This window comes from Lysinibacillus sp. NPDC056232, from assembly GCF_042267565.1.
Classification (GTDB): Bacteria; Bacillota; Bacilli; order Bacillales_A; family Planococcaceae; genus Lysinibacillus.
Genome location: NZ_JBHJTF010000015.1, coordinates 89,028 through 101,554, shown reverse-complemented (window position 1 = coordinate 101,554; position 12,527 = coordinate 89,028). Strand labels below are relative to the sequence as shown.

Genomic DNA, 12,527 nt, shown 5'->3' with positions numbered 1-12,527 from the left:
GTATTCATGCAAGCAGGTAAGTTCGGTTGCAATCTGGGACCCTCAAAAATGCTTAAAGCGGTTTAAGCCGCTTTATCGTTCTTATATAAAAATTTTATTTGTCTATCTAAGTCATATTAGATGCGAATTTGAAACTCTGAAAAATGGATATTATCAAGTTTTGTTTAAAAACCAACAAAAATTGATTTTTTTGATTTTGAAATTAATGTTATATTTTTTCGTGCCAAAAAGGCAATATTTGATTTTAAAAAAATAGAATTGGGAGAATCTCCGAGCACTCGGATTATAAAGTATTACCATGAAGTGAGGCATATCATATTTTTACTTGAACTTGGTTGGATTTGGATAAAATAGATTATCAACAAATGCTCTAAAACAAGTAAATATTGATTTTAATATATTAATAAAGTTTATAACTGCTTCATAAGGGGTATCCATTTAATGGGTATTTTTTTATTTTAAAGTGTTGAAAGGAGATTACAAGATGAAAAAAGTCTTTATATTATTAGCTATCATGCTTTTGGCGTTTTCGCAATTATCATTGGGTAGTCTATCCGTTTATGCGATAAGTAATGACGAGAATGACATTGTATTGCCAAGTGAACATGAAAATGAGAGCGAATTACCAAACAACGAAGACGAAACCGTAAATGCAGATAGTGAAGATATTGTTGTGCCGAATAATGATGAGGCGGAGAGTAGTACCATTTTTGATAATGAGGGAGATACTTTAGGGGATAATGAAGATGAATACTTAACAAATGATGTAGGCAATGGTGTTGCCATTATAGGATATCGAGGCAATAAATCAGAAATCGTAATTCCTAGTGAAATCAATGGTAAACCAGTTATTGAAATAGGATACAGAGCATTTGCTAATAAAAGTTTCACAAGTGTATCAATTCCGTCAAGCGTGACAACGATAGGAGAGGGTGCATTTGCTCAAAATCAATTAACAAGTGTAGAAATCCCCTTAAGTGTAACAACGATAGGAGATCGCGCATTTTCTGATAATCAATTAACAAGTGTAGAAATCCCCTCAGGCGTGACAATGATAGGAGAGAGTGCATTTGCTTATAATCAATTAACAAGTGTAGAAATACCATCAAGCGTGACAACAATAGGAAGCAGTGCATTTTATAAAAATCAATTAACAAGTATAGAGATCCCCTCAAGGGTGAAAAAGATAGAACCATATGCATTTGCTTATAATCAATTAACAAGTATAAAAATCCCCCCAAGCGTGACAACGATAGAAATCGGTGCATTTTCTGAAAATCAATTAACAAGTATAGAACTACCCCCAAGCGTGACGACCATAGGGAATAGTGCATTTGCTTATAATCAATTAACAAGTATAAAACTATCCTCAGGCGTAACAACGATAGGAGAGCGAGCATTTTTTAGTAATCAATTAACAAGTATAGAGATCCCCGCAAGCGTAAAAACGATAGAAAACTATGCATTTGCTTATAATCAATTAGATTTTATAACCTTCCAAGGAGCACATGAATTCCGATGGGCTACAACTCCTTTTAAATTTCAATTTAAGAGTGGGAAATCTTTTTTAGGATGGTTTGAAGATGAAGATTATACGATAAATTGGAGTAATACTGTATCCAAACCAATGACTGTTTACGCTAAGTGGAGTCCCGTCATTGTCATGTTTGATACCGATGGCGGAAATGAAGTTCCATCTCAAACAGTAGAGCCTGGTGATTTAGTAAAAGCCCCATCCACTCCGGTAAAAGGAGGGTACACATTTGTGGGGTGGTATAAAGATAAAGGGCTGGTAGAAGCATGGAATTTCGATCAAAATGTAGTGAAGAAAGATATAACGCTATACGCAAAATGGTCGAAAGCAAGCTACATCGTTACTTTTGATGCCAATGGCGGAAGCGAAGTCCCATCCCTATCTGTAGGACATAGTGAATTAGTAAAAGCACCAGCCGCTCCAAAGAAGGCAGGCTATACATTCGACGGCTGGCACAAAGATAACGAATTGACAGTACCATGGGATTTCACAAAAGACGTAGTGACTAAAAATGTTATGTTGTATGCGAAATGGACAAAGGATCATACGTCGGGAGGGGGGGCTGGTGGAGGATCGGGCGGAGGTTCGCCAAACTATAAAGTCACTTTTGACTCTAATGGAGGAAGTAAAGTGCCGTCACAAACGGTTGGCTATAACGACCTCGTGAAAGCTCCGTCTATTCCGGAGAAAGAAGGCTATCAATTCGTTGATTGGTATAAGGATAAAGAGCTTAATAATGCATGGGACTTTGCGAAAGATAAAGTAACCGCAGAAATAACTTTGTATGCGAAGTGGACAAAGGACTATACTGTTACTTTTGATTCAAATGGTGGCAGTGAAGTTTCGTCGCAAACAGTGCCATATAAAGCTTTAGTGAAAGCCCCTTCTAATCCGAAGAAGGAAGGCTACCTATTTATCGGCTGGTATAAAAATGAAAAATTCACAAAAGCATGGGACTTTGCAAAAGATGTCGTTACAGAAGATCTCACATTATATGCTCGATGGATGAAGGATAGTAAGCGCTGTGACATTACTTTCAAGGATATTGATCATAACTGGGCACAAGATATGATTAAAGAAGTTGCCAAGCGATGCATTATTATAGGTTACCCAGATGGCACTTTTCGACCAAATGATATGATTCAACGTCAACACGTGGTGCTTATGATTGACCGTGCGTTACAACCAGCATCAATTCGAGAAGCTGTATCCTTTTTGGATGTCCCTAAAAGTCATGTGAATTATGAACAAATTACACGACTACAACGAGCGGGTATCGTGGACGGTTCAAATGGAGCGTTTCGACCAAACGCTTCTATAACACGTGCCGAAATGGCAAAAATATTGGTGCTTGCATTTGGCTTAACGCCAGAAGGCAATAGTACATTCAAGGATGTCGATCCATCACACTGGGCGAGTGGATATATTGCTACTCTAGCAGATCATAACATTGCACTAGGCGATGACAACGGTAATTTTAGACCAAATGATAACTTAACACGCGCAGAATTTACGGCGTGCGTGTATAGAGCGCTTGGTTTATAAAAGTTAATACAGAAATAAGGGAGATGTATCAAAAAATGTGATACATCTCCCTTTCTAATTTAGATTAAAGTATTTACTTACTATTAGGCTCTAAAGATTTATTCTTTTGTCGTCGCTGCGAAAGTATTGTCGGTAGCATCATACCTAGAATAACCAAAATAATACCCGCTATTTGTAAAGAAGTTAAAGGTTCATGTAAAACAATAACTGAAACAGTTACAGCCACGGGTAACTCCATAGCGCTTAAAATAGAGGCAAGAGCTCCTCCTACTTTCGGAACAGCTATAGAGAATAAATAAATCGGCAAAATAATACCGAAGAGCCCTAGTGCTAGTCCAAATTTCCATAAACCACCGGCAAATAATTTACCGTTCCAAAGAACTTCAGGGTTTAGGAAAATACTAATCACTATAAGAGCGACAAAGGAAACAATCAACACGCGTGATGTAGTTGTAATACCTTCCACGTGACGAGAGTTAAATTGGATAAAGCAAGCAAAAGTAAAGGCAGCAGCAAAGCCTAACAGCCAGCCTTGAATAGGAATATCACTTAAATCTACATTTAGTACACCAGCAGCTAAAATAGTTCCAGCAAATAATACAATGATAGAAATCACTTCAGTCCGACTTGGTAAGCGTTTATGAAGTGCGCAATCTATTAATAAGCCTATCCACGTGAATTGAAAGAGCATTACTACGGCAAGAGAGGCTGGTAGATACTTTAATGATTCTCCGTATACAATCCCTGTAGTACCGGTAAATATCCCAGCACACACTAAAATAAGCAGTCCCTTTTTAGAAAGCTTTGGTAATTGCCTTTGTGTCACTATAAAAATAGTTGCAACAAGCATAAAGCCAATAATATATTGGCTTGATACTGCCTCTCCTGTTGTAAAGCCATGCTGCATAGCTACTTTGACAATTGTCGATAGTATTCCGTAGCTACTAGAGGCAATGACAATTAAAAGAGGATAAAATAAATTTTTCTTCATGTTTTTTGTTTCACTTCCTAAAATTGCTTCACCATATGATGAAATGGTTCATCGATTATGGACCATGGTTCTGTAATAACAAAGCCCATACGTTCATAAAGGCGACGAGCGTCCTCTTTTTCCATTTCAACATTTAATGATAATTTTGTATAACCTCGTTTTTGTGTTTCCTCTATGGCAAATTGCAGTAATAAGGTTCCTATTCCTTTACCACGAGCTTCTGGTGCTACACAAATAGTATCGATATAATATTCATCTTCATGCGCTTCTTGATCGATGATGATGGATGGCGCATTTTTTTCCTCAAGCCATTTTACGAGATTCGCATCCATATGAATGGCTTCGACACCATTATAGTAAACAAGAATTCCTAGTACTTGCTCATTCTCAACGGCAACAAAAGTATTTAAATAGGAATGTCGGTTGTCCTCACGCTTGAATAGTACAGTAAGCTCTTGTTCCACTGCTTTAGCTGTCTGTTCTCCTGTTAAACGGTTGGCAATATCACCAATCGCATCAATAATTAATGGTACAGCGGCATGGGTATCCTGCGGTTGCGCTTGTCGAATTGTAATACTCATTGTCAAAATCCCTACCTTTCTATAGGCAAGTATAACAAAGATAGAGGATGACTCAAGTTTTTGAATAAATGGTGATATTCTTACGGCAGCTTTAACTTCTTTCAGCAGGTGTTTGGCACCCGCTGAAAGAAGTTAAAGCCTCTGGACGCAATTATGCCAAGGCATAATTGATTATTTTTCCGAAAGTTTAAAACTTTATACGATATCTGATTTCGTGTTAATCTATAATGACTAGAGTTTCGGGAGGACAACAATGACAAAGGAAGATAAGGATTATATATTAGTTTATGGAGATGCTTTTATTGACTATATCGCTGATGATGTAACTAACACATCTTTTACTAAATATATGGGTGGTGCAACGGTAAATGTTGCTGCGGGAATTAGCCGTATCGGTGCTCCATCTGCATTAATTACGATCACAGGAGATGACGAAGGCTCTCAATTCGTTCGAGATGGCCTTGCACAAGAAGGGGTAAACCTGGATTATGCCGTCTTTAACCCTGCGAAGCGTGTTAGTGGTGTCTATGTACATTTAACAGAAGCATGTGAGCGAATTTTTAAGGATTATGTCGATGAAACGCCAGATTTACAAGTAGAAGCAATACAATTAAACGAAGCAGCTTTTAAACATGCATCTGCTTTAACAGTGTGCTCGGGAACTATGTTCCATCCTACAGCCCTTGATACAACACGTGCTGCGGTAGAGATGGCAAAGGAAAAAGGGGCAATTATCGCAATGGATGCGAATATACGCCCTCTACGTTGGAGCAGTGAGCAAGTTTGCCGTGAAACGATCACGTCATTTTTTGAGCACGTAGACATTTTAAAGGTCACGGATGAAGAATTATTTTTCCTGACAGAAACAACAAGTTTGGAAGAGGGAATTGAGCAATTAAACAGTTATTTAGTACCCATTATTTTAGTTACAGTAGGGGAAAATGGCACATATGCGGTATTAAATGGTGAGGTTATCCATGTACCGACGGAAAAGGTTGTGCCAGTAGATACTACGGGTGCTGGAGATGCATTTATGGCTGGAGTATTACGCGATGTTCATTACAATGGTTTACCTACAACGGAGGATGAACTTGTTCGTTGTGCAAGTTTTGGCAATAAGCTAGGTGCCTTAGCAGCCACTAAAGCAGGGGCATTAACAGCTCTTCCATACTATGATGATATTAAGCATTTACTTAAATAGTCGTTTGGAGCGTGCGTACAATGGAGAAAAATTACGATGTATTAGTAAAAGATCGATTATTCTTTGGCGGTGCGAAAGATGCAGATGTAGCTTTTAAACAAGAAACGGTGGATATTGTAATTGATGTTCGCGTAAATGGCTTATCTAATGAGGAGCAGGAGGCGGCTTCATATGTGTACAAGCATATGCCGATTGCTGATGAGGACATAGAAGTAGCACCATCTATTCAAAAAGTTGCGAAAGAAATCGTTTCTGCCTATGAGAATGGGCAGAAAGTGTACTTCCATTGCGGAAGTGGGGGAGGTCGCGCAGGAGTGGCTGCTACTGCAGTATTAATGGAGCTTGGCATGACCGATTCTCTAAAGGAAGCGGAAGCGGCTGTAAAGAACGCGCGTCCACAAGTAACAATTCGTCCAAAAATGGCAGATGCTTTGCAGAAGTTATATAAATAAATGAGAAGATGTACCAAGAAGGTTTTTTCAACCTTGGTACATCTTCTTTTTTAGTTAGGTGAATAAACTGTTCATGATTTTTGAAAAAGGTGGATGTCGATAAATATTAAAAGTTGGTCGATAATTCCTGAAAGTATTCCGATAAAATTAAAAAGTTGGATGACATTTTGTTAAAACGTATGTCATGTGCATAGGTTGATTGGAGCGAGCAACACGAGCGAAGTGGCTCATTCTTAACTTCGAATAATACAACGTTATTTTAAATAGTCCTCATAACCATTATCAAAAAAAGTAAACAATTTTACATGTGAAATTGTGCTATACATATTAGAACAGATTTTGTTATAGTAATAATATAACAATGGTGAGGTGATCTCTATGATGGAGGAGTTAGCGAAAGTTCCATGGGCAGTTATAGCACCACTAATTGTGGTCCAAATTATTTTAATGATTGTAGCTCTAGTTGATTTACGTAAAATCCATGCAACAAACGGGCCTAAAATTTTATGGGTGTTTCTTATCATTTTTACTAGTTATCTTGGGTCGATTGCGTACTTTATAGTGGGGAGAAAACAATCATGACGATATTATTTCAGGTAACAGGACTAACAAAGCAATTTGGAGAGAAAGTAGTTGTGGACGAAATCGAGTTCACATTAGAAAAAAATACATCGACAGCTTTAATTGGACCCAATGGAGCTGGTAAAACAACGACATTATCGATGCTAACAGGCTTATTAAAACCGACCTCTGGAAGTGTAAAAATGCTGGAGGGTGATGTAAGAGCCAACATTGGTTTCTTGCCACAATATCCGCAATTCCATCCTTGGTTAAGTGCGTTAGAGTTTACTGAAATGGCTGCAAAGTTAAATGGTGTGCCTGCAAAAAAAGCAAAAGTAGAAGCACAAAAAACACTTGAGTTTGTAGGTCTAGGTAATGATTTAAATAAGAAGATTGCTACATTTTCCGGTGGCATGAAGCAACGACTAGGTATTTCCCAAGCAATTGTGCATAAGCCTAAATTACTCTTACTAGATGAACCTGTGTCTGCGTTGGATCCAGTAGGTCGTAGGGAAGTTCTTGATTTATTAAAGGGCTTACAGCAAGAAACAACTATTTTATATTCGACACATATTTTAAATGATGCCGAAGAGATGACAGATCAATTATTGTTTTTACGTGATGGGAAGCTAGTAGAACAGGGGACATTACGTGAAGTTCGACAACGTTTCGATGAACCAAATTATGTTGTAGAGTTTGGCACTGAAAAAGAGGCACAACTTTTTGCCAGTCAATCTGAACTTATTGGAGAAGTTAAGGGCAGTCATGTATATATAGAAATTATTGATGAAAAACCGAGTATGCAGGAACTGCTTCAACATTTAAGCAGTTGCCCTAATAAGATACGAAAAGTGGAGCGACAAACAGCATCACTTGAAGAGATTTTCATGAAGGTGGCGAGAAAAATATGAGAGGATTTACTGTGCTTCTGCAAAAGGAATTCAGAGAAGCTTGGCGAAGCTGGAAGTTTTTGTGGATACCTCTTGTATTTGCATTGCTCGGTATGAGTGATCCACTAACAAACTATTATATGATGGATATTTTAAATGCTGTTGGTAACCTACCAGAAGGCTTTGAAATGTTGATGCCGAAATTAATGCCAGTTGACCTATTACAAGCTTCCATTGGGCAATTTCAAACGATATGTTTACTCGTATTAATGGCTTCTTTTGTAGGAGCTATTAGTAAAGAAAGAGCAAGTGGAATGGCTACTTTATTGTATGTTCGTCCTATATCGTTCGGCGCTTATTTTATGAGTAAATTTATCGTCATGAGTACTATTAGCTTTATTAGCATTTTAGCTGGTTTTGCTGCGAGCGTATACTATACGGTCGTGCTTTATGGGACATTTGAGATAGGGCCACTTGTGGCAAGTTTTTTCACGTATTTTTCTTGGCTACTCTTCGTGATAGCAGTGACATTAATGATGAGTGCGACTTTTAAAACAGTGGTAGCAACAGCATGTGCATTCGCTTTTATATTTATTGGGCAAATAGTGGATGCTTTAGTTGGGACATTTTGGACAATATCACCGTGGAAATTACCGGTATATGGCGTTCAATTAATGAGGGGTACGATGGAGATGTCCGATTATTGGTGGAGCCTATCTATTACATTAGTTATCACGATAATTTGTATAAGCATAGGAATTTTGACAATGAAGAAAAATGCTTCGATGACGAAAATTTAAAGGAAATATACCTTGCTAATAGAAAACTATAGGGTACTTAGCTACATGGTTAAAGTAAGAATTTCATGTCTGTTGAAGTGCTATTCCGTTACACATAAGTAACTTTATTTTAATGGTTTAATCATATTTAAGAGCATCAACCTGGTAAATTCCTACCGAGTTGATGCTTTTTTATCTAAGAACTGTTCTTGGAATATCCATTACTTAGGAATATAATGTAGCAATTGGCTACAGAAAATTCCGATCGCTTTCTCATAGCATTTAACTTCTTTCAGCAGGTGTCCAAACACCTGTACCTGTCGCTACGCTTTCGGCACAAAAGACATCTGCTGAAAGAAGTTAAAGCCTCCGGCGGATGTCACGGAATCAGAAAGGAGCTCTTAAAGGATGTTAGCCTAAAATCATCGCATCCATGCGATAACGGCTAACTGACCTGCATCACGCAGGCCTAAGCACAAAGCCGATTCCGGACGCAATTATGCAGAGACATAATTGATTGCATGAAAAAAATAGAGTGAATTATAAATTTGTGAGTAGATACATAACGATTTATGAGGCTGAAGATATTTTTAAACAAGGAGTGTAGAAGGGACGCCACTTTGAAGCATTATTAATAACGGAGCATGGGAAACCACATCAAAAACTAATCGGCATTGTGACACCATTAGATATTGTAAAAATAGATTAAGCAAGACGAGACAAGCTGTTAAGAGCTTGATCGTCTTGCTTTATCCTTCATGCTTATATAGAGGGAGCCGTTTGCTTGAACCTGAGCAAAATAAACATCTTCTACAGATTGGACGTTTTGCTTTTTCAGCTTTTTCATAAGCCAATCTTCGGTTAATTCAAGTTCAACTAAGTTTTCATAAATAACCTTCCCATCTGAAGCTACTTCTGTTGGTATATAGGTTGGTGGTGTAACATCGGCCTTTACATCTTGTTTTGTAGCTGGTTGTTCAGCAGGCTTTGGTAGTACACTTAGTTTACCCGTAGTTTCAAGTAATGCGTATTGTACATCTTGTACAGAGAATACGGCTTGTTCCCTTAGCATCATCGCTAATTCATCCATATGCAAGCGATTCTTCTTTAAGGCAGACTCTAAAATAATTCCATTTTGAATAAGGATTGTTGGCTTGTCATCAACAATCACACGAGCTTTTTTAGATTTAATGGTAATGATGGTCATTAAATATGTTAAAACGCTCCACCAAATAAGGGCAATAAGTCCATCTAAAAAGGGTGTCTCAGCCTGTGCTGCTATTTCTGATGCAATGGAACCAAATGTGATACCTGTTGTATAGTGGAAGAATGTAAGTTGTCCAAGCTGTTTTTTCCCTAGTAATCGGGTTACGATGAGTAACGCAAAGAAGGAAAGTGTGGACCTAAGTATCATTTCCCAAAAATCAGCTTTAAAAAATTCGTCTATATTCATACATAAATCAACTCCCTTAAAACTGCTATTTCAATGGATAGCTTGTGCAAAAAGGTTAATAGTATGCGACGATCTCTTATAAATGGAGATTGAATAAAATTGGAAAGTAGGTGGCGACATGAATAAGAAAATAGAAAATTTAAATAATCCGGTCTATCCCATTATGATCGCAATAGCTGTTGCCCATCTTATCAATGACACGATGCAAGCTGTTATTCCGGCGATGTTCCCAATATTGAAGAGTGATTTAGGGCTAACTTTCACACAAATAGGTCTGATTTCGTTTGTATTAAATATGTTTGCCTCTGTTTTGCAACCTGTAGTTGGTTTTGCTAGCGATAAAAAGCCGATGCCTTACGCTTTACCAATTGGTATGGCAAGTTCATTCATAGGCATTGCCATTATAGCGTTCACTTCACAATATTGGATAATTATTATCGCGGTATTATTTATAGGGTTTGGCTCAGCTATTTTTCATCCTGAGGGTTCACGTGTTTCCTTTATGGCAGCAGGCTCAAAAAGAGGGCTTGCTCAATCGATTTATCAAGTCGGAGGTAACTCTGGGCAAGCACTTGCACCACTAATTAGTGCTTATATTTTTGCTATTTTTGGACAACGTGGTGCCGCAATTGTCTTAGTAGTGGCAGCAATTGGTATTCTACTATTAAGTAAAATTGCAACGTGGTATAAAAAGCAGTTGGAGCAAGAACGTATAGCAAAGAAAAAGCGAGTATTAGTTTCTAATTTGCCTCCATTAACAAAGAAACAAGTAGGCATTGCGTTGACGTTACTATTTACTATTATTTTTGCGAGATCATTTTATACAACTAATATTACAAGTTTTTATGTGTTTTATTTAATGAATCATTATGGGGTTAGTCTTCAACTTGGCCAAATTTTAATATTCACCTTTATGGCATTTGGCGTCGTTGGTACATTTTTCGGGGGTTCATTATCAGATCGAATTGGTAGAAAAAACGTTATTTTACTGTCCGTCGTTGTACCGATGCCGTTTTGTTTAGCGTTGCCTTATGTACCATTATGGGCAGCTGTGCTATTTTTAGTGATTATCGGTACACTCATTATGATCAGCTTCTCGGTAACGGTGGTTTACGCACAGGAGCTTGTTCCGACAAAAATTGGTACAATGGCTGGTTTAACAACTGGCTTTGCTTTCGGAATGGGTGCAATAGGTGCGATGGTCATTGGTGTCTTAATGGATCATAGGGGTATTGATTTTACGATGATGGTCGTATCTTTGCTACCATTATTATTACTAGTAGCATTTTTCTTACCTAAAGATAAACCAGCTTCGACTGTGTAAGACTTAGGTAAGAGGGATAGATAAAAACGCGTTCTCAAGGGAACGCGTTTTTATTATTGACGTAATGGTGATAAAAATTCAGATGGAAGTTTTTCCTTATCTAGTATATAGCCCTCTGATATGTGAACTTCATGCATTTTATCATTGTAAGTGAATTTAAAAATACCATTATCAAAGTCAGTACCAATCTCTTTGAAGAATATACCTTCAATGGATACATATTTAGGACATGTAAATGCTACTTTAAAGTCTTCATGATCTTGGATTAAATAAGCACGCACACCTTTTTCAAATGTATCGTTCGCATCGTCGTCAGTTGGACGTTGGACAGCTACGATATGAAAATCAACAAAAGGAACCTCTTTTAATAAAACGTTTAGGAAGGAACCCTTTGTAATCTCTTCCCAGCGACTTTGTGCACTTTGACCTACGATAATTTGAGAAATTCCGTAATTTTTTGCCACTTCTGCAATAACTTTTTGTATGGGACGCTTTTCATTATCTTGTAATATGAACTCTTCAATTTCAAGCTCATCAGATAACTTTTTCCATTGCTCAATGTAGCTAGATTTCTCTGCGTCAAATGCATCAAGGGGTTGCGAATCGACCGAAAGGATATAGAGTGGACAATCTAGCATTGTAGCCATTTTATGACCACGTCGTATTAATCGCTCGCCGTTAAGCCCATAGTAAACACAAACTAATATACTTTCGTCTAAACGCCCTTTTACATGCTTCATAAAAATCAACACCTCTTATCTTGTCGTTATTTTGTCAATTTCACTGTCGGTTTCGAAAAAATTATCCTAAAACAGCTAAAATCGATACTGATACAGTGCATTATGCTCATTTATATTGTATACTAAAAAACGTATAAAGGTTAATGATAATATATTGGGAAAACCTTAAGTAAACTAGGTTATCTCTATACTTTACAGTTATTTGATTTATGCATTTCGTGCATCTAAACCAATTTGCTTCTATATGCCACACTATTATGCAGTTTGTTAAAAAGATAGTCAAGTGACTTGGTACGCCATAGTGACAGGAATAGTGTGTACATTTTATCTCTTTAAAAGTCATGCTATTTTCTAAAGGCTTTAAGGAAATACGCTATTGGTTATTCAGGCTTCCCAAGATATGAAGCTTATAGACTAAAAAGTTCCCCTGGTTTTATGCAGTACTATCACCCATAAAATATGCGCTGAATGTTGAA

The 12,527-nt window shown here is 37.4% G+C and carries 11 protein-coding genes; 7 read left to right on the top strand and 4 right to left on the bottom strand.

Annotated elements, in window-relative coordinates; all coding sequences use genetic code 11:
* Positions 1-484: 484 nt before the first annotated feature.
* Complete coding sequence (locus ACFCYJ_RS13295) at positions 485-3,079, top strand: InlB B-repeat-containing protein (protein ID WP_376074411.1); 2,595 nt, start codon at positions 485-487, stop codon at positions 3,077-3,079.
* Positions 3,080-3,152: 73 nt separating this feature from the next.
* Here ACFCYJ_RS13295 and ACFCYJ_RS13290 read toward each other — a convergent pair whose 3' ends face one another.
* Positions 3,153-4,070, bottom strand: a complete 918-nt coding sequence (locus ACFCYJ_RS13290; RefSeq protein ID WP_376074410.1) for an EamA family transporter — start codon at positions 4,068-4,070, stop codon at positions 3,153-3,155.
* Between the two features lie 17 nt (positions 4,071-4,087).
* Positions 4,088-4,651 carry a GNAT family N-acetyltransferase gene (locus tag ACFCYJ_RS13285; RefSeq protein ID WP_376074409.1) on the bottom strand — a complete coding sequence of 188 codons (564 nt, stop codon included), beginning with the start codon at positions 4,649-4,651 and terminating at the stop codon, positions 4,088-4,090.
* Between the two features lie 253 nt (positions 4,652-4,904).
* On the opposite strand from ACFCYJ_RS13285, the gene ACFCYJ_RS13280 reads away from it, so the two are divergent.
* The 5 genes from ACFCYJ_RS13280 (at position 4,905) to ACFCYJ_RS13260 (ending at position 8,555) form a co-directional block, all read left to right on the top strand.
* Positions 4,905-5,852 carry a carbohydrate kinase family protein gene (locus ACFCYJ_RS13280; protein WP_376074408.1) on the top strand — a complete coding sequence of 316 codons (948 nt, stop codon included), beginning with the start codon at positions 4,905-4,907 and terminating at the stop codon, positions 5,850-5,852.
* A gap of 20 nt (positions 5,853-5,872) precedes the next feature.
* Positions 5,873-6,304 carry a protein-tyrosine phosphatase family protein gene (locus ACFCYJ_RS13275; RefSeq protein ID WP_376074407.1) on the top strand — a complete coding sequence of 144 codons (432 nt, stop codon included), beginning with the start codon at positions 5,873-5,875 and terminating at the stop codon, positions 6,302-6,304.
* Positions 6,305-6,682: 378 nt separating this feature from the next.
* Complete coding sequence (locus ACFCYJ_RS13270) at positions 6,683-6,886, top strand: PLDc N-terminal domain-containing protein (protein ID WP_376074406.1); 204 nt, start codon at positions 6,683-6,685, stop codon at positions 6,884-6,886.
* Complete coding sequence (locus tag ACFCYJ_RS13265; RefSeq protein ID WP_376074405.1) at positions 6,883-7,776, top strand: ABC transporter ATP-binding protein; 894 nt, start codon at positions 6,883-6,885, stop codon at positions 7,774-7,776. Before ACFCYJ_RS13270 ends, ACFCYJ_RS13265 begins: the two co-directional genes overlap by 4 nt.
* Positions 7,773-8,555: an ABC transporter permease gene (locus ACFCYJ_RS13260; RefSeq protein ID WP_376074404.1), complete on the top strand. Its 783-nt coding sequence runs from the start codon at positions 7,773-7,775 to the stop codon at positions 8,553-8,555. The genes ACFCYJ_RS13265 and ACFCYJ_RS13260 overlap by 4 nt, the downstream gene beginning before the upstream one ends.
* Before the next feature lie 706 nt (positions 8,556-9,261).
* Here the strand turns inward: ACFCYJ_RS13260 and ACFCYJ_RS13255 are convergent.
* Positions 9,262-9,987 (bottom strand): DUF421 domain-containing protein, encoded by a 726-nt coding sequence (locus ACFCYJ_RS13255; RefSeq protein WP_376074403.1) that lies wholly within the window; start codon positions 9,985-9,987, stop codon positions 9,262-9,264.
* 118 nt (positions 9,988-10,105) lie between these two features.
* Here ACFCYJ_RS13255 and ACFCYJ_RS13250 point away from each other — a divergent pair, with 118 nt between their 5' ends.
* Positions 10,106-11,311, top strand: a complete 1,206-nt coding sequence (locus ACFCYJ_RS13250; RefSeq protein ID WP_376074402.1) for an MFS transporter — start codon at positions 10,106-10,108, stop codon at positions 11,309-11,311.
* 53 nt (positions 11,312-11,364) lie between these two features.
* On the opposite strand, the gene ACFCYJ_RS13245 is transcribed toward ACFCYJ_RS13250, so the two are convergent.
* Positions 11,365-12,051 (bottom strand): histidine kinase, encoded by a 687-nt coding sequence (locus tag ACFCYJ_RS13245; protein WP_376074401.1) that lies wholly within the window; start codon positions 12,049-12,051, stop codon positions 11,365-11,367.
* Positions 12,052-12,527: the final 476 nt, after the last annotated feature.

Coding starts and splice junctions, on each gene's coding strand:
- ACFCYJ_RS13290 (WP_376074410.1), bottom strand. CDS start 4,070: ATGAAGAAAAATTTATTTTATCCTCTTTTAATTGTCATTGCCTCTAGT.
- ACFCYJ_RS13285 (WP_376074409.1), bottom strand. CDS start 4,651: ATGAGTATTACAATTCGACAAGCGCAACCGCAGGATACCCATGCCGCT.
- ACFCYJ_RS13265 (WP_376074405.1), top strand. CDS start 6,883: ATGACGATATTATTTCAGGTAACAGGACTAACAAAGCAATTTGGAGAG.
- ACFCYJ_RS13270 (WP_376074406.1), top strand. CDS start 6,683: ATGATGGAGGAGTTAGCGAAAGTTCCATGGGCAGTTATAGCACCACTA.
- ACFCYJ_RS13260 (WP_376074404.1), top strand. CDS start 7,773: ATGAGAGGATTTACTGTGCTTCTGCAAAAGGAATTCAGAGAAGCTTGG.
- ACFCYJ_RS13245 (WP_376074401.1), bottom strand. CDS start 12,051: ATGAAGCATGTAAAAGGGCGTTTAGACGAAAGTATATTAGTTTGTGTT.
- ACFCYJ_RS13295 (WP_376074411.1), top strand. CDS start 485: ATGAAAAAAGTCTTTATATTATTAGCTATCATGCTTTTGGCGTTTTCG.
- ACFCYJ_RS13250 (WP_376074402.1), top strand. CDS start 10,106: ATGAATAAGAAAATAGAAAATTTAAATAATCCGGTCTATCCCATTATG.
- ACFCYJ_RS13280 (WP_376074408.1), top strand. CDS start 4,905: ATGACAAAGGAAGATAAGGATTATATATTAGTTTATGGAGATGCTTTT.
- ACFCYJ_RS13275 (WP_376074407.1), top strand. CDS start 5,873: ATGGAGAAAAATTACGATGTATTAGTAAAAGATCGATTATTCTTTGGC.
- ACFCYJ_RS13255 (WP_376074403.1), bottom strand. CDS start 9,987: ATGAATATAGACGAATTTTTTAAAGCTGATTTTTGGGAAATGATACTT.